At 73.6% G+C, this 18,292-nt stretch carries 7 protein-coding genes; 3 read left to right on the top strand and 4 right to left on the bottom strand.

Features of this window, described 5'->3' with window-relative positions:
* Positions 1–46: 46 nt before the first annotated feature.
* The gene (locus tag IE278_RS39830) at positions 47–3,913 is read right to left on the bottom strand and encodes a type I polyketide synthase (protein WP_189779911.1); all 3,867 of its coding nucleotides are present in this window, start codon (positions 3,911–3,913) and stop codon (positions 47–49) included.
* Entirely contained in the window at positions 3,906–12,725 is an 8,820-nt protein-coding gene (locus tag IE278_RS39825; protein ID WP_189779910.1) for a non-ribosomal peptide synthetase, read from the bottom strand. Before IE278_RS39825 ends, IE278_RS39830 begins: the two co-directional genes overlap by 8 nt.
* Positions 12,726–13,288: 563 nt before the next feature.
* On the opposite strand from IE278_RS39825, the gene IE278_RS39820 reads away from it, so the two are divergent.
* Positions 13,289–14,629 (top strand): phthiocerol/phthiodiolone dimycocerosyl transferase family protein, encoded by a 1,341-nt coding sequence (locus tag IE278_RS39820; protein WP_189779909.1) that lies wholly within the window; start codon positions 13,289–13,291, stop codon positions 14,627–14,629.
* Between the two features lie 56 nt (positions 14,630–14,685).
* Entirely contained in the window at positions 14,686–15,204 is a 519-nt protein-coding gene (locus tag IE278_RS39815; protein ID WP_189779908.1) for an RNA polymerase sigma factor, read from the top strand.
* Between the two features lie 104 nt (positions 15,205–15,308).
* On the opposite strand, the gene IE278_RS39810 is transcribed toward IE278_RS39815, so the two are convergent.
* Positions 15,309–15,890, bottom strand: a complete 582-nt coding sequence (locus IE278_RS39810) for a PAS domain-containing protein (protein WP_281403213.1) — start codon at positions 15,888–15,890, stop codon at positions 15,309–15,311.
* A 391-nt stretch (positions 15,891–16,281) separates the two neighbouring features.
* A complete protein-coding gene (locus IE278_RS39805; protein ID WP_189779906.1) occupies positions 16,282–16,500 on the bottom strand; it encodes a hypothetical protein in 219 nt (72 codons plus the stop codon).
* A 315-nt stretch (positions 16,501–16,815) separates the two neighbouring features.
* Here IE278_RS39805 and IE278_RS39800 point away from each other — a divergent pair, with 315 nt between their 5' ends.
* Positions 16,816–18,090 (top strand): helix-turn-helix domain-containing protein, encoded by a 1,275-nt coding sequence (locus IE278_RS39800; protein ID WP_189779905.1) that lies wholly within the window; start codon positions 16,816–16,818, stop codon positions 18,088–18,090.
* Positions 18,091–18,292: the final 202 nt, after the last annotated feature.

The raw sequence follows: 18,292 nt of genomic DNA, 5'->3' as shown, positions 1-18,292 counted from the left end.
CGTCACCCGGCGGTCACTCCTGCGGGGGCGGGGGCCGCCCGGCGGCCTACTCGTGGGGTCCGCGCAGTGTTTTGGCGACCACCTCGCCGATGCGGGCGATCGGCTCGGGTTCGGTCATCTCGTAGTGCCCGCACGGGACCCGGTGGTCGTGGAGGGTGCCGTCGACATGGGGCCGCCAGCTGTCGGCCTTGCCCGGCAGCATCGCCAGGTCCACCGGGAAGTCGGTCGGCTGCTCCTCGGTGGCGCTGAAGAACAGCACGTCCCCGTGGAAGACACCGGGGGTGAACTGCGGGGCGATGCGCAGGTTGTTGCGCATGACGGCGGCGATGGCCGCAGCTTCCTCGCGCGTGACGGGCGAGGAGGCGGGGTCGGCGGCGACGAGGGCGCCGATCCGCTCCAGGACGGTGTCGACGTCCGGCGGTGCGGCTCCCGGTTCGAGCGGCAGCCCGGCCACCCGTGACAGCAGCGCCGCCACCTGCCGTTCCGCCGCTCCGGGGTCGTGGACGGTGCCGTGCGGTTGCGGTGCGTCGAGCATCGCGAGGAGTTCGACCCGTTCGCCGCTCTCCTGCAGCGCGCAGGCCATGGCGTGGGCGACGAACCCGCCGTAGGACCAGCCCAGCAGCCGGTACGGGCCCTGCGGCTGCACCTCCCGCACCAGGTCCAGGTAGCCGGCGACCATGGCGGCGGCGCCCGGGGCGGGCGGCCGGGTGCCGTCGAGGCCGACCGCCTGGATGCCGTGGACGGGCTGGTCGCCGCCCAGGTGGGGCAGCAGGCCCGTGTAGCGCCAGGACACGCCCGCGCCGGGGTGGATGCAGAACAGCGGGGTGGCGGTGCCCTGCGCCCGCAGCGGCAGCAGCGGACCGAGCGCACTGGGCGCGGCCCGCGACGCGTCCCGGCCGTCCTGCCCGCCCCGGTCGTCCCCGTCGTTCCCCTCGTCCCCGCCGGACGTGGCGAGGACGCCGGCCACCGTGGGCGCGGCCAGCAGGTGCGCCGCCGGTACGTCGAGGACACCGGCCTGGCGCAACCGGCCCGCCAGCACCACGGCGCGCATCGAGTCGCCGCCGAGGTCGAAGAAGTTGTCGTGCACGCCGATGCCGGCGATGCCGAGCGTCTCTTCCCAGAGCCGGGTCACCTCCTGCTCGCGTTCGGAGCGCGGCGGCACGTGCTCGGTGGTCAGCCGGGGCCGCGGGGCGAGGGCCGTGCCCGTCCGGGCCGCGGCCGGGGTGTCGGACGCGGCGGGGCCGGTGCGGGCTCCGGGGGCGTCGATCCAGTGGCGGTGGCGGTCGAAGGCGTATGGCGGCAGCGGGACCCGCCGGCCCGTGTCCGGCGCCGGGGGCAGGGCGCTGTCCACGCCCGCGCTCCACAGCCGGCCCAGCGCCTCCGCGAGGACGAAGCCGTCGCAGGCCTCGGCCTTGGCGTGCCGCATGGTGGTCACCGTCACGGGTGTCTCGTCGGTGAGCCGGCCGGTGGCGAGCTTGGTCAGGGTGTCCCCGGGCCCGATCTCCACCAGCACGGGGTGCTGCCGTTCCCACAGGGCCTTGATGCCGTCGGCGAACCGCACGGTGTTCCTGGTGTGGTCGATCCAGTGCCGTACGGAGGTGGCCTGCTCGTCGGTGACCCAGGTGCCGGTGACGTTGGTGACGTACGGGATCCGCGGCGGGCGCAGGGTGACCTGGCGCAGGTGGGCCTCGAAGGCGGGCAGGACCGGGTCCAGGACGTGGGAGTGGGCTGCGACGGGGATGCGCAGACGGCGGAACGGGACGCCCCGGCGGGTGAGTTCGGCCTCGAAGCGGGTGACGGCGTCGAGGTGCCCGGCGACAGTGCAGGCGTTCGGTCCGTTCACCGCGGCCAGGGACAGCTCGTCGTCGAGGAGCGGCCGTACGTCCTCGGCCGGGGCGGCGACGCCGAGGGTGGCGCCGCCTGCGGAGCTGATGAGCCGGATGCGTTCGGTGACCAGGGGGAGCATGTCCTCCAGGTCGACGACCCCGGCCAGGCAGGCCGCCGTGTATTCGCCGAGCGAGTGGCCGATCAGCGCGTCCGGGCGCACCCCCTGGTCCATGAGGGTGCGGGCCAGGGCGTACTCGGTCACGACCAGGCCGAGGAACGCGGCAGTGTCGTCGGGGCGTTGCTCCTCGAACAGGGCGGTGCGGACGTCGGCGCCGAGCGTCGGCCGCAGGATGCGGGCGCACTCGTCGACGGTGTCGCGGTAGACGCCGTGGTCGCGGTAGAGCTCCCCTCCCATGCCGGCGTACTGGGTGCCGCCACCCGGCAGCAGGAAGGCCACGCGGGCGGTGTCGCCGGACGGCGGCGCGGTGTCCGGGGCGGCGGCGCGCAGGGCGTCGAGGGCTTCCTCGCGGGAGGCCGCGGTGACGGCCAGGCGGTGGCGCAGCGCGGGCCGTTCGGTGCGCAGGGAGTGCGCGACGTCGTCCAGGCGCAGCTCGGGACGGCGTTCGAGGTGCCGGGTGAGTGCGTCGGCCTGGCCGCGCAGGGCGCCGGCGGTCCGCGCGGAAAGCGGCAGCACCAGGCGGCGTCCGTCCTCGGGCGGGCGGGGCGCGGCGGGGGCGGCGGGCGGTGCCTCCTCCAGGATGACGTGGGCGTTGGTGCCGCCGATGCCGAAGGCGCTGACGGCGGCCCGGCGGGGGTGGTCCTCGCTCGCGGGCCAGTCCTCCAGCGCGGTGGGCACGCGGAAGGGTCCCGAGGCGAAGTCGATGAGCGGATTGGGTTCGTCGAAGTTCAGGTTCGGCGGGATCTGCCGGTGTTCCAGGGCCAGGATCGCCTTGATGAGCCCCGCGATGCCGGCGGCCGCTCCCAGGTGGCCGATGTTGGTCTTCACCGAACCGAGCGCGCAGAAGTCGGTGCGGTCCGTGCTCTGCCGGAACGCCTCGGTGAGCGCGGACACCTCAATGGGGTCGCCGAGTTTGGTGGCGGTGCCGTGGGCCTCGATCAGGCCGATGGTGTCCGCGTCGACCTCGGCCTGTGCCTGGGCGGCGAGGATCACTTCGGTCTGCCCGGCCGAACTGGGCGCGCTGAATCCGACCTTGCGGCGGCCGTCGTTGTTGACGGCGCTGCCGCGGATGACGGCGCGGATGCGGTCGCCGTCGGCGAGGGCGTCCTCCAGGCGCTTGAGCACGACGGCGCCGACGCCGTCGCCCGAGGAGGTGCCGGCGGCGTCCGCGGCGAAGGCGCGGCAGTGGCCGTCGGGCGAGAAGGGGCCGTCGGGGACGTGCCGGTAGCCCAGCGCGGCCGAGGGGTTGAGGGACACGGCGGCGGCGAGCGCGGTGTCGCAGAGGTGGTCGAGGAGGTCCTGGCAGGCGGTGTGCACGGCGACGAGCGCGGTGGAGCAGGCCGTCTGCAGGGACACGCTCGGCCCGGTGAGGCCCAGTTCGTAGGAGATGCGGGTGGCGAGCGTGCCGAGGGAGTTGGCTGTGGCCGCGTGCACGAGTTCGACGGAGCCGGGCTGCCCCGCGTACTTCGGGTACACGTGGGCGGGGTAGTAGCGGCTGTCGCCGCTGCCCGCGTACACGCCGAACACCTCGTCCGTGCGGTCGCCGCGGAACCGGCCCGCGTCCTCCAGGGCGTGGTAGGCCGTCTCCAGCAGCAACCGCTGCTGGGGGTCGACCACCGCGGCCTCGGCGGGGCTGTAGCCGAAGAAGCCGGCGTCGAAGCGGTCCATGCCCTCGACGACAGAGGCCATGCGCACGAGCGAGGGGTCGTCGAGGTCCTCCTGCCTGCCGCCGGCGGCGAGGAACTCCTCCTCGGTGACGGGCCGTACCGACTCCCGGCCGGCCGCGAGGTTGTCCCAGAAGGTGTCGATGTCGTCGGCGCCGGGGAAGCGGCCCGCCATGCCGATGACGGCGACGGTGGGCACCTCCTGATCGGGAGCCGCGTCGTACGGTGCGGTGGTGTCATGCATGGCCTCGGTCCTTCCCGTGCCGTCCGGCGCGGCGGGCGCGGGCCGCGCGCTGGCGCTGTGCTTGTTGCTTGGCGCGGTCCAGACCGCCGGGGGCGGTCTCGGCGGACCGCTGTGCCGCGGGGGCGGCGGCCTCCCGCCGGGCCGGTTCGGCGGGAGCCGGCGGCTCCGTGGCCGTTCCCGTGCCGGCGGTGGTACGGGCCGACAGATGGCGGGCCAGGTCCCGTACGGTGGGGTGGGCGAACAGGTCGATGACCGAGAGGTCGGTGCTGAAGGCGCTGTTGACAGCGCTCTGGGCGGTGACGAGCAGCAGGGAGTTGCCGCCCAGGTCGAAGAAGTTCTCGTCCCGGCCCACCCGGTCACGGTCCAGAACGCCGCACCACACCTCGGCGAGCCGGTTCTCCAGCCGTCGCAGGTCCTCCCCCGCGTCCGCCCGGTCCCGCCGTGCGGTGGTGCCCGCCGAACGCAGGGTCCAGTCCTCGCCCAGTCCCGCGGCGCGGGCGCTGTCGGCCGCCGCGCGGTACAGGGCGCCCAGGTCGGCGCCGTCCTCCAGTGCGACGCGGGCGGCCGGGCGGCGCACCTGGCGGACCGGGGCCACCACGTGGCTGCGGACCCAGGGGACGGTGCGGTCGGCGCCGATCAGCAGGTGCGGCTCGTCCAGGGTGCGGGCCAGGTCGTACGAGCGCAGCGCGGCGGGGGCGTCCAGCAGCCGGTAGCCGCGGGCCTCGGTGAGGGCGGTGAGCCGGTAGCCGCGGCTCGTTCCGCGCTCGCGCCACATGCTCCAGGCCAGGGACTGCGCGGGCAGGCCGAGGCCGCGCCGGTGCTGGGCGAGGGCGTCCAGGTAGGCGTTGGCGGCGGCGTAGGCGGCGTTCATGGCACCGCCGAAGTAGCCGTTCACCGAGGAGAACAGGACGAAGGAGCCGACCGGGTGGTCCGCGGTGAGCCGGTGCAGCGTCCACGCGCCGCGCGCCTTCGCCGCCAGTGCCCGGCGCCAGGTGGCGGCGTCCAGGTCGTCCACGGGCCGTTCGACGAGGGCTCCGGCCAGGTGCAGCACCGACGTGAGCGGTACCCCCCAGGCCTCGGCGGCCGTGTCGACCGCGGCCCGCAGCTGGTCTTCGTCGGTGACGTCGGCGCAGGCGTAGCGGACGTCGCCCGCCTCGCGCAGCTTCCGCAGGATCTGCCCGCGGTCCAATTCGCCCGCGTCCGCGTCGAGTTCGGCCTGCGGTGTGCGGCCGACGACCAGCAGCCGGGTTCCGGGCGTGCGCAGCAGGTGGGCTGCGACCTCGCCGCCGACGCCGCCCAGGCCGCCGGTGAGCAGGGTGAAGCCGTCGCGCGCGGGCGGCTCGGTGCGGGGCGGCGTGTCGGGCAGGGGCGCGAGCCGGCGTACGTGACGGCGTCCGTCGCGGTACGCCACCTCCGCGTCGTCCGCCGCCGCCCCCGCCTCGGCCAGCAGGACGGGCAGCGGGTCCTCGCCGTCGTACGGCGCGAGGTCCAGGTGCGTGCCGCGCAGCCGGCCGGACTCCTCGCCCAGCGACTTGAGCAGGGCGCCCACCATGGCGTGCGCCGGGTGCGGGCGGTCCCCGGGGCGTACGCCCTGGGCGCCCGCGGTCACGTACACGAGGTCGACGGGCCGCGGCCGGCCGGGCCGGGCGGCGAGGGCGCGGGCGAGGGCGAGCAGTCCTTCCGTGGCGGTGGTGTCGTACGGCGGCGTTCCCGTGCCGGCCGCGCCGGGCTGCGCCGGTTGCGCGGCGGGCCCTTCGGCCGGCGCCGTCCGGAGGGCTTCGGCGCCGCGCAGCCCGTCGAGGTGCAGGACCGCGTCGACGGGGCGCCGGTCGCGTTCCAGGTGCGTGAGCAGTTCGGTGAAGTCGCTCTGCTCGGCGGGCCGGACGCGGTAGCGGGCGGCGTCGAGCTGGCCGTACGACGACCCGTCGGTCACCACGGTGCACAGGCCGCCGCCGGAGCGCAGCGCGTCGGCGAGCCGTCCGGCGAGGCGCTGGACGTGCGGGTCGCGGCCGGCCAGCACGACGGTGTGCCGGCCGCGGGGCGCCGCGCCGCGGGCGGGGAGTTCCGCGCGCTGCCACACGGGGCGCAGGAACCAGTCGGGCACGGTGGCGGCGCCGCCCAGCAGCAGCTGGGCGCCGCGGACCTCCTCGTCGAAGTCGCCAGCCTCGAAACCCTTGCGCAGCTTGGTGCGCTGGATCTTGCCGATCTCGGTCTTGGGGATGGCGTCCGCCGCGACCGGGACCAGGAAGGCGGGGCTGACACCGATCTCCCGGGTCACCTTGCCGGCGATCTCGCGCAGAGCGCCCGCCGTGTCCCGTTCGGCGGCCTCGGAGGTGAGGTGGAAGAACAGGGCCAGTTCGTCGGTGGGCGACGAGGGGTCGGAGCGCACGGCGACCGCGGCGGTGTAACTGCGCACCACATGCGGCAGTTCCTCCACACAGGCCTCGATCTCGTGGCTGTAGTGGTTGACGCCGTTGACGATGATGACGTCCTTGACGCGGCCTGTGATGTAGAGCTCGCCGTCGCGCAGGAACGCCAGGTCGCCCGTGTCGAACCAGCCGTCGTCGGTGAACGCCTCCGCGTTGGCGGCCGGGTTGTCGTGGTAGCCGCCGGTCACGGAGGTGCCGCGGACCTGGAACCGGCCCGCCTCACCCTCCTTGAGGAGGGTGCCCTGCTCGTCGACGATCCGCATGGCGAACCCCGGGTAGGGGCGTCCGCAGCTGACGAACGTGCCCTCGCCGTCCACGGGTTGTCCGGACAGGACGGCGTCGGTGACCACCGAGCAGGTCTCCGACATCCCCCAGCCCGGATGCATCACGTCCTGCGGCAGACCGAAGGGTTCGAGCGTGTGCAGGAACCGGCGGGCGGCCTGCGCGACGACGACCTCGCCCGCGTTCATCACCAGCCGCATCGGCGACAGATCCCAGGTGCGGTCCGCAAACCGGTGGGACTGCTCCGCCAGCAGTCCGAAGGCGAAGTTGGGCGCCCAGGTCACGGTCACCCGGTGCCGGTCGGCGAGGTCCATCCAGCGCAGCGGGTCCTGCAGGATCCAGGAGGTCGGAGCGTGGATCTGGCGGCAGCCCAGATACACGTCCCGCAGGTGGAACATCACCACTCCGGTGACGTGGTCGAGCGGGATCCAGTTGAGGGAGACGTCCGCCGGGCCCAGTCCGTTGAGCTGCTCGGTGGCGGCGGAGCGGGTCAGCACGTTGCGGTGGGTGAGCCGCACCGCTTTGGGCAGGCCCGTGCTGCCGGACGTCATCAGCATCAGGATGAGGTCGTCGGGCCCGGCGGCGTACCAGTCGTGGTCCTCGGGCGCCTCGCGCAGCGCGTCGGCCGTGGTGAGCCGCAGCCCGGGCCAGTCCTGCCGGGCGGCGAGGTCGCGCAGCCCGGCCTCCCGGTCCGCGGAGCACACGATCCAGGGCCGGCCGAGCATCCGCCAGATGCCCTCCAGCTTGGTCAGCGCCGCCGAGGGCGTGTCGTAGGAGGCGGGGACGGTCAGCGGGACGGCGACGAAACCGCCGAGGACGCAGCCCCACAGCACGGCGAGGAAGTCCTCCGTCGCGTCGCACTGGAAGATGACCTGGTCGCCGGGGCGCAGGCCCGCCCGGCGCAGGCCGGCCAGGACGCGGGACGCCTCGGGGATCAGGGAGGCGTAGCTGCGGCGGTGTTCGCTGCCGTCGGCGTGGACGTGGACGATGTCGCCCTGCCCCCGCTCGGCGGCACGGCGCAGGGCCTCGGCCCAGCCGGGCACGGAGGGTTCGGCCAGTGCGGGGCCCTCGCTGAGCGCCGGGACGGCGGGCGCCCCGGGCATGGCGGCCGTCCGGGCGGCCGGGGCGGGCCCGGTGCCGCGGCCGGGCAGGCCGGCGTGGCGGCGGTCCAGTTCCTCGGGGGTGTTCTCCAGCGACACCTCCACGGTGGTGACGCCGGGGACGCGGGCCAGCCGTTCCCGCCATGCCCCGGCGGCGGTGCGGTCGACGGCGGGCAGCACGCGCAGCGCCTCGGTGTCGAGGGCGCCGTCGGTGTCGAGGGGGAGCACGTTGACCGCCGTGACACGGACCGTCTCCCGGCCCGCACGGGCCAGGACGTCCTCGACGCGTTCCGCGGCGTCCGCCCGTCCGGGCACCACGTACAGGCGCGGCGCGCCGCCGTCGTCGTCGCCGGGCAGGGCGCGGGCGTCACGGATGCCGGCCACGGACCGGGCCGCGTCCTCCAGTTCCGCGAGGTCCGCCGGGGCCAGGCCGGGGGCGGGGGCGCGCCCGGTAAGCGTCGGCAGCTGCCCGACGCGGACGCCGGGATCGGCGCACACGATGCGCAGGACCTCGTGCAGGGCCGCGGCGAACGCCTCGGCCGTGCCGGTGTCGTACAGGTCGGTGGCGTACTCGACGTGCAGCGCGAGGCCGTCGGGGGCGCCCTCGGGGGTACGGCGTTCCGCGACGTCCACGAAGAGGTCGAACTTGGCGGTGCCGGTGGCGGTGGGCCGCAACCCGGCCCGCCTGCCGTCCAGTTCCAGGGTGGCGGGTTCGTTGTTCTGCAGGGCCAGCATCACCTGGAACAGTGGGTGGCGGCCGGGCACGCGGCGCGGGTTGAGCTCCTCCACGAGCCGGTCGAAGGGCAGGTCCTGGTGGTCCAGGGCGGCGAGGTCGGCGGTGCGCAGCCGGCCGAGGAGGTCCCGGAAGGCGGGGTCGCCGGAGGTGTCCGCGCGCAGGACCACGGTGTTGGTGAGCAGGCCGACGAGGTGGTCGAGGGCGGGTTCGGTACGGCCCGCGACCGGGGTGCCCAGGACGATATCCGCGCCGGCGCCGCAGCGGGTGAGCAGGGCGCTGACGGCGGCGTGGAGCACCATGAACAGGCTGGTGTTCGTGCGGTCGGCGAGGCTCAGCAGATCGCGGTGCAGGGCGGCGTCCACGACGGCCTCGACGTGCGCGCCGCCGCCGCGCGGCGCGGCGGGACGCAGCCGGTCGCCAGGCAGTGTGCACTCCTCGGGCAGACCGTCCAGTGCGGTGCGCCAGTGGGTGGTGAGCCGTTCCAGCCGGCCGGTGCCGTGCGGTGCGGGGGCCAGCAGGGCGCGCTGCCACAGCGCGTAGTCGGCGTACTGCACCGGCAGCGGGGCCCACTGCGGGGTCCGGCCGGCGCGGCGGGCCGCGTAGGCGGTGCTCAGGTCGTCGGCGAAGGGACGCAGCGACCAGCCGTCGGCCGCACTGTGGTGCAGCACGAGCAGCAGGCTCCGGTCGGTGCCGGTGCCCAGCAGCCAGGCGGCGAGCGGGCTCTCCGCCGTCAGGTCGAAACGGTGCCGCGCAGCCACGGCGGCGTGGGCGGCCGTCTCCGCCGCGGGGCAGTCGACGCGGCGCAGCCGCGGCCGCAGCGCACCGGGGGGCATGATCCGCTGGTACGGCACGCCGTCGTGCTCGGCAACGACCGTGCGCAGGCTCTCGTGGCGGTCGGCCAGGTCGCCGAGTGCCGCTTCCAGTGCCTCGGCGTCGAGGTCGGCGTCCAGGGCGACGAGGAGGGGGATGTTGTAGGTGGCCGCTCCGTCGTCGAGCCGGTTGAGGAACCACATGCGTTCCTGGGCGAAGGACAGCGGCACGCGCTCCGGGCGCACGACGTCACCGAGGGCGGGCCGGGGCAGCGCGGCGCCGGACCGTGCGTCGAGCCGCCGGGCGAGGGCGGCCGGTGTCGGCGTGTCGAACAGGACCGTGATGGGGATCTCGGCGCCCGTCTCATGCCGCAGCCGGGCGAGCAGGCGGGTGGCGAGCAGGGAGTCGCCGCCGAGGTCGAAGAAGTTCGCGTCGGTGCCCACACTGTCGCCGGGCAGCTTCAGCACGTCCTCGAACAGGGTGCAGACCGCCGCCTGCTGGGGTGTGCGGGGGCGGCTGCCGGACGCCTGGGCGGTGAAGTCCGGTGCGGGCAGGGCCCGGACGTCGAGCTTGCCGTTGGCGGTCAGTGGCAGCGTGTCCATGGGGACGCAGGCGGCCGGGACCATGTGTTCGGGCAGGTGGGCGGCGGCGTGGGCGCGCAGTTCGGCGGGGTCCACCGGGCCGTCGCCCGTCAGGACCGTGTAGGCGACGAGCTGGTGGGCCCCGTTGTCGGCGCGGCGGGCCACCACAGCGGCCCGGGCGACGTGCGGGTGGGTGGCGAGGACGGCCTCGATCTCGCCGGGCTCGACGCGGAAGCCGCGGATCTGTACCTGGGCGTCGGCCCTGCCCAGGTAGTCGAGCGTGCCGTCGGGGCGGCGGCGCGCCAGATCGCCCGAGCGGTACATGCGGGTGCCGGGCGGGCCGAAGGGGTCCTCCATGAAGCGCTCGGCCGTCAGGTCGGGCCGGTTGAGGTAGCCGGCGGCCACCCCGGCGCCGGAGACGTACATCTCGCCGGTCGCGCCCGGCGGCACCGGCTGTCCGGCGGGGTCGAGCAGGTGGACGCGCAGGTCGGCGAGCGGGGTGCCGATGACGCTGCCGCGGCGCGGGTCGTCCAGGTCGGCCCGGGTGATGCGGTGGTGGGTGACGTGCACGGTGGTCTCGGTGATGCCGTACATGTTGACCAGTGCCGGACGGTCCAGACCGTGCCGGTCGGCCCAGGGGCGCAGGCGTACCGGGTCGAGGGCCTCGCCGCCGAAGACGACATGGCGCAGGGCGCCGCTGCTCGGTACGCCGCCGTCCCCGGTCCGTTCTGCGTCCGCGTCGATCAGCTGCTCGAACGCGGACGGCGTCTGGTTGAGGACGGTGACGCCCTCGCGGTGCAGCAGTTCCAGGAAGTCCCTCGGTGAGCGGCTGACGGCATACGGGACGACGACCAGGCGGCCGCCGTGCAGCAGGGCGCCCCAGATCTCCCAGACGGAGAAGTCGAAGGCGTAGGAGTGGAAGAGCGTCCACACGTCGTCCGCGCCGAAGTCGAAGTGCTCCGCGGTCGCGGCGAACAGCCGCATGACGTTGGCGTGCGGGACGGGCACGCCCTTGGGTCGGCCGGTGGAACCGGAGGTGTGGATGATGTACGCGGTGTCGGAGGGGTCGGTCGGTCCGCGCCGGTCGGCGTCGGTCAGATCATCGGCGCGGCGGCCGGCGAGGTCCGCCGTGACCTCCGGGTCGTCCAGGAGGACGGCGGGGAGCGTGTCCCCGGCGAGTCGGGCGTGGGCGCGCTCGGTGACGAGGGCGACGGGCGCCGCGTCCTCGACGACCAGCCGCAGCCGCTCGGCCGGATGGCCGGGATCCAGCGGGAGGTAGGCCGCGCCGGTCTTGAGGACGGCCAGCAGGGCGGGCAGCAGCCGGGCGCCGCGCTCCAGGGCCAGCGCGACCACGCGGCCCGGGCCGGCGCCGCGTTCGGTCAGCAGCCGGGCCAGCCGGTTGGCCTCGCGGTTGAGTTCGACGTAGGTGAGCTGTTCATCCCCGCAGGTGACGGCGGTCCGGCCGGGCGCGGACGCCGCCCGCTCCTCGAAGAGTTCGGTGAGGGTCCGCTCGGCCGCACACGTGCGTACGGGGGTGTCGCGGGGGTGTTCGCCGGGCAGCAGGACGTCCAGGTCCCGCAGCGGCGTGGTCGGCTCGGCCCGGGCCAGCTCGCGCAGGAGCGTGAGGAACCGGTCCCGGTGCAGGGCGAGTTCGTCCTCCTCGTACAGGGCGGGGTTGGCGTCGAAGGCCAGCCACAGTGCGCCGGGCACGGCTGCGGGGCGCACCGAGATCTGCAGGTCGTCGACCGCGCCGCCGGACAGGTGGTGCCAGGTGGTGGGGTGGCCGCCGAAGACCGGTGACTCGTCGAACGGGACGATGTTGAGGACCGGTCCGTACAGCCGGCGCCCGGTGCCCAGCAGGCCCAGGTCGCGGCGCAGGTACTCGCCGCGGTAACGCTGGTGCCGTCGCAGAGCCTTCAACTCGTCCGCGACGGCCTGTACCAGGTCCCGGACGGGCGTGCCGGGGGCGGCGGCCACGCGCAGCGGCAGGACGTCGGAGGCGGTGCCGGGGGTGCGCAGGGCGGCGCTGCCGAGGCGGCTCATCGTGGCCAGGCCCAGCACCACGTCCCCGGCGCCGGTCATCCGGTGCAGGTACCCGGCGGTGGCGGCGGCCAGCAGGTCGGTGCGCGAGACGCCGAAGCGAGCTGCCGCCGCGTCGAGGGCGCCGGTCTCGGCAGGGTCCAGTTCGGCGGTGCGGCGCAGGAAGGGTGCGGTGGCGGCGGCCGACCGGGAGGTGAGCCGCACGGGCTCCGGCAGCCCGGCCAGGCGCTTCGCCCAGTGGGCACGGTCGCGGGCGTACCGCTCGGAGGCGCGGTAGACCTGTTCCTCCGCCAGGAGCCGGCCCACCGGCGCGAAGCCGGAGGGGTCCGGGTCCCGTCCTTCGGCCAGCGCGTTGTACGTCTCGGCCAGGCGCCGCCCGAGAAGCTTGTAACTGTAGCCGTCCAGCAGGATGTGATGGGCCCGCAGCAGCCAGATGAAGCGGTCGGGGGCCAGGGTCAGCAGGGTGTGCGAGAACAGCGGGCCCTTGTCCAGGTCGACGGGGGCCGCGAGGTCCGTGCGGATCCGGTCCCATGCGGCGGCCCCGGGATCTTGGGCGTCGCTGACGTCGGCCCGGTGCAGGGGCCAGTCGTCGGCGTCCCGGGCAAGGTGGCACCGGGGGCCGTCGTCGGTGTCGGCGAAGCGCAGGGCGAAGGTGTCGGCTTCGGCGACGGTGCGCCGCAGCGCGCTCTCGAACAGGCCGGTGTCGAGGGGCCCGTGGATCTCCACCGCTTCCGCGGTGTTGTACGCGGCGCTGTCCGGTGCGAGGCGCCCGGCGTACCAGAGACCCTCCTGGGCCCCGGACAGCGGTCGACGTTCGTCCTCCTGCAGTGACATGGCACAACCCTCACGTGACGAGCCGTAGGTGTCCCGGACGGCGAAGGCCCGGCCGGATCGGACGGGTGCGGCCACCGCTCCGTGCCGCCCGCGCCTGTGTGTACGCGTCGGGCCGGCCCACGAGGCGGAGAAGGGAGGTCGCACACCTGGGGGCTCGGCGAACCGCGTCGCCCTGCCCCGGATTCACAGCACCTCACGGTGGAATGCCGGAGCCGACCGGGTCAAGCCGGGACCGGGCCTCCGGACGGCAATTCAGGTGTTTCCCTAATTCGCGCGGTACGAGGGAGTCGATCCGCACGACGCCACGAAGTCGATGCGTTGGGCGTCAGAAGGCCGGCCCGTGCGGCGCGGGGGAGTTCCGGCGCGAGTTCCTGTTTCAAACCAACCTTTAGGGAAAACAAGCGAATTCGCTTGGACACGGGCTCTCGAATGGATTCGGCCGTGCTTCCCGGTGCACTCTCGGAACAGGCCCCCGATCCCACGGGCCGCCGGAAGCAGGCCGCTGCCGGGCCGCGGGAATCCGAAAGGGAACAGGAATGGACGACGGAAGGAAGGCTGACGGCATGGACCGTACGCTGTGTCCGGTCGAGTCGCTCTACGTGGGACAGAGAAGCAGGGCGTTCCTCTCCTGCTCCCTGCGCGGACGCGTCGAGGTCGAGGCGCTGTCGGCCGCGTTCGATGCCGTGACGGAGGCCAACCCGACACTGCGGTCGCGCATCGTGCCGGACGGCACGGGCCACGCACTGCGTCTGCTGGACGGGGACGATCGGCCCCGGCTGGTCGCCCGCACCGGCGATCAGGAGGAGGCCTACGCCGAGGAGCTCAACAGCCCCCTGCGCGTGGGCGGTCCGCTGAGCCGTGCGGTCCTGGTCAGCGCACCGGACGGCGAGCACCACACGTTCTTCCTGATGGTGGACCACACCGTCACGGACGGCCACAGCAGCATCGCCCTGCACAACGCGCTCTGGGACCACTACCGGACGCTGGTGGAAGGAGGACGCATCGACGCGTCCACCGCCTCCGCCGGTTCCGTCCCGCCCCAATGGCCGCAACCGGTCAGCGTGTTGTTGCCCGCGGCGGACGAGGCCGCCACGGCCGCATACCTCGACGGCCGTGTCGAGGCCGTGAGGCGCCACCCGGTCGACCTGGTGCCGTACGACGTGCAGGGTCCGTCCGAGGCCGGCCACGGGGCCGACGCGGGAGCGGACGGTGACGGGCACATTGAAGTGTGCCGGCTGACCCTGGACACGGAACTCACCACCGGTCTGCGCCACACGGCACGCCGATCCGGCGTCTCCGTGCACGCACTGGTCGCCGCGAGCCTGTTGGCCGCGGCCAGGCGGCGCCTGGACGGCGCCGGTCCCCGCACCCTCGGTTGTCTCTCCCCCGTCGACCTGCGCTCCCGGCTGTCCCCGCCGCTTCCCGTGTCCGCCATGGTGCCCGCGGTCACCACCCACCTGCAGACTCTTGAGGTGTCCGAGGTCTCGGACCCGATGGAGACGGCGCGCACCGTCCACGCGCGTCTCACCGACTTCATCTCCCGCGGCGACCATTTCCACGAGATGCGCATCACGCCGGAGATCCCCCGGAACCCCGCACTGCAACTGGCGACGGTGATCGCCACCAACATGGGTGTCGTCCCCGGCCCCCGGCTGCCGGACGGACTGCGGGCGGTCGACGTCCGCCTGGTGCCGGCCCGCGAGCACTACTTCCCGCAGGCGGGCCGTAGCCCCGTCATGGCGTGCGTGGTCTCCTTCGACGGCCGGCTCGCCATCGAGTTCCCCTACTACACCGCCTGCTTCACCTCGTCCTTCGTACGGGCCTTCCGCGACGACGTGCGCAGCGGACTCCTCGCCTTCGTGACCGCGGCGGGGGCCGAGCCCGCCCACGCGGCCGCGGGCTGAGCACCACCCCGCCGCTCACGCACCCCGACCCGGCGCGACAAGGAGCATTCCCCGACATGACCACCGTCAGCGAACTCCCCTCCCCTCTGACGCTGCTCCCCCGAGCCCAGTCGGGCGACGAGGACGCCATGAACCACCTGCTCACCTCCATCACGCCCTACGTCGCCCGCATCTGCCGCTCCGTCACCCATGACGACGGTGCCGACGCCATGCAGGAGGCGCTGCTCGCCATCTACCGCGGCCTGGGCACGCTGCGGGAACCGGCGGCGTTCTACGGCTGGGTGCGCTCGGTGACGATCCGCGAGGCGGTCCGCACCGCCAAGCGCTACGGCGAGGAGCGGACCTGCTCGCAGATGGAGTCCCGCCAAGAGGCGAACCCGCTGGACGCGGTGCACATCAGCGACGTGCTGGAGCGGCTGTCCCAGGCGCACCGGCAGGTCCTGACCCTGCGCGCCTACGGGCTCAACGAGGAGGAGATGGCCGAGGTCCTGGCCCTGCCTGTGGGCACGGTCCGTTCCCGCCTGTTCCGTGCCCGCCGCCGGTTCCAGGAGGCGTGGCAGCCCTCGGCGGCGTGACGCGGACGAGCGGGCTTTCGCCGGGCCGGCACCGGGGCGACGCCGGCCGGGTGAGCGGCGACGGGGCCCGTGGGCCCCGTCGCCGTACTACGTCCCATTCTCGACTATTTCTGCTTCACGCGCTCCGGAAGGACGCGCGGCGGCCACTGGCCGGCGGCGAACATCCCTAGCGCGTGCGCACGCGCCACAAGGGCGGGACGGTTCGGGGCGTCGAACCTCCGCAACATCTGTCCGACGCGGTACTCGATCCCCTGGCGGCTCAGATAGAGGCGGGAGGCCAGCTGCGCGGTGGACTCACCACTGGCCACACCCTCCAGAACCTGTGCATCGAGGGCGCTGAGCACGGGTGCGCCGGAGGGCACCGGTTCGTCCTCGTTGCGCCGCGTTTCTCTCGTGCGGTGCAACAGGACGATGACACCGGTTATTTCACCTGAGGGTTTTCTGACGGCGGTCCCGGTGACTTCCGCGGAAAAGGCCAGACCGGCGCTGTCCCGGCCCGTCACTCTTTCCGTGAACCGTCGCCGCTGACCCGAGGAAAGCGCGGCGAACTGTTCCTCCAGCCGTGCGGGAATGGCGGGGCGGAGGAGGTCGAGAAGGCTTGATCCGCGTATCTCGTCCATCCCGAGGCCGAATTGACGGGCGAATGCAGGATCGGCCCCCCTGACGGTCAGGTCCGCCGGGGACACGTGGGCTGTGCAGGCATCCCGTGACGCGGCACCGCGCGGTGCGCTCCTTGGGATGATGTCGCGGGGTGCGCGGGGGGCCGGCTGTGCGGTGTGGTGCTTCTTGCGGGGCGAGGCGTCGGGGAAACTCGTGGTCGCCACGGACGTACCGTCCTTGTTCCTGCTCGTGGGGGCTGGGAAGGGTGCGATCGCGGAGTGGACCGGGTGTGCAGGCGCCTGGGTGTCGGCGGGTGTCCGGTCAAGGCGCGCCACCCCGTCGGTGGCGGGGAGCCTGGTGTTCCGCGTCGCCCCGGGCAGACCGGCAACGGGCGCCGGATTTCCGGGTCGGAGCTGGAGGGGGGCCTCGGCGCCGGGCGGCCGACGCCTCGACGACGTTGTCACGTAGATAACGTTGTCAGGACCATTCGATCTCACCGTCGACTTCTGCCATGACGCCGCCCGGCAGCGCAGCCGCGACCGGGGCCGCAGCGCCGGGACCCGGGCATTCGAACGCCTGCAGCGCCAGGTTCGCCGCTCCTCCCCGGGGCGGCGCGGAACCGGTGGCCATGACCAGCCGGATGGTTGGCTTTCGCGAGGAGCCCGGTCGGGCATGACACAGCACGAATACCTCCATGAGACGAGTAGGGGGACATCGCGTCAGGACGGCACCATCGCTTCGAGATTAAAGGGCGCCACTTCCCTTGACAAGAGTTTGCCAAGCGATGTGGGCAACCTGTCAACTCCCTTGCGGCTGACGTACTTTCGGCACGCACGGTTACTGGCCGGCAGACGCACCGACCGACCGGCGCAAGACCTGACCAGGGCAGTCGACTAGCGCGTATTGGCTTGCCGCCCTTCGGGCCGCTTCGTAAAATGTTGACAACTCCACGCGTCCGCCGAACGAGCCGGTACAAAAGGCCCCGCGGACCGCACACCTGAGGGGGAGGAGATGCTTGAGCAGCCGTACTTCGGCCGCCGCCTGAGGAGACTCCGGCTGGAACGGGGCATGAGCCAGGCCGGTCTCGTTGGAGAAGGCCTGTCGACGGCTTACCTGTCACGCTTGGAATCGGGTGAACGGCCCCCGACCGAACGGGCCGTGGCCTACCTCGCCCAGCGGCTCGGCGTCGAAGAGTCGGCACTGGCCGGGCCCTCGGAGCGCAGGTCCCTGACCGAGGTACTGGCCGCCGTGGCGTCAGCACCGTCCAGCACGGACGAAACGGCGGCGCTCAGCCGTGCGGTCGAGGAGGACACGCGTGAAGATCCCGCAGCGCGCTGGCAGGCTCTGTGGCTGCTGAGCCGCGCCCACGGCCGCGACGGTGACCACGAGCGCGAGCGCGTCCGGCTCCTGGAGGCCATCGAGCTCAGCGGCCTGTTGCAGGCAGCGGAACTCCGGGTACGGTCGCACGTCCAGTACGCACGCTGCCTGCGCGCGCTGGGTGACATGCACAGGGCGGAACCGGCGGCCCGGGAGGCGCTGTCGATCGCACGCGCCGAGCAACTGCCGGTGTCCGACACCATGGCGGCCCTGATGGTGCTGATCAGCATCGAGACGGAACTCGGCCGGATCGAAACGGCTGGGCGGCATGTCAAGGAGCTGGAGCGGGACCTGCTGCCCGAGGCCGGGCCGGCCCAGGCCGCCGAGGCGCTGTGGACGGCTGCCGTGGTCAGCAACCGCCAGGGCGACCACGCCACCGCCCGGTCCAGACTGGAGCAGGCCCTGCAACTTCCGCAGTGCCAGCCCGACGTGGCTTTTTGGGCCTGGCTGCGGGCAGCCGCCACCGCCGCCGCGCTGCAGATGTCGCCGCCGCATGTGGACGCAGCCGAGCGCTGGCTGAGCGAGGCCGCATCCGTCCTGCCCGTGATCGGCACTCCCCTGCAGAGACAGGAGCTACGCGCGCTCCAGGCCCATCTCGCTTTCCACAAGGGCGAGTTGGACGAAGCCCGCGCACTGAGCCACGCCCTCCTGTCCGAGAGCGACCTGCGACTGTCCTACCGGGACAAGGTACGGCTGTCGGTCCTCCACGGCCGGCTCATGATCCTGGCGGGCAGCGTCGACGACGGCATCGCCACTCTGCAAGAGCTCGGCCGCCAGGCCGCGGACTCGAAGAACCTCGACCTGTCGGCCCATATCTGGCAGACCCTGGCCACCACTTTGGCCGACGTCCACGCTTCTTCGAGTACCGGCGGGAGTGTAAGGGCGAGTACGGGAGCAGGAGCAGGCTGACACCGGCGTAGACGCCAAGTGGTTCCTCGCTGGAGGGATCCACTCAGCCAAGCCGGCGACCGCCGGCCGGATCACCTGATCAGTCCCTCACGCCCACCGTGTCAAGGGATGGCCCCGAGGCACCGGTACGGTCCTTGCCCTACCGGTAGTTCGTTAAATCCGGCGGTGGTGTGGGTTGACGGTGAGGCGGGTTGGTCGTAGG

Source organism: Streptomyces tauricus, assembly GCF_014650955.1.
GTDB classification, from domain to species: Bacteria; Actinomycetota; Actinomycetes; order Streptomycetales; family Streptomycetaceae; genus Streptomyces; species Streptomyces tauricus.
The sequence above is the reverse complement of the archived record's forward strand: the minus strand, read 5'-3'. Positions and strand labels throughout refer to the sequence as shown.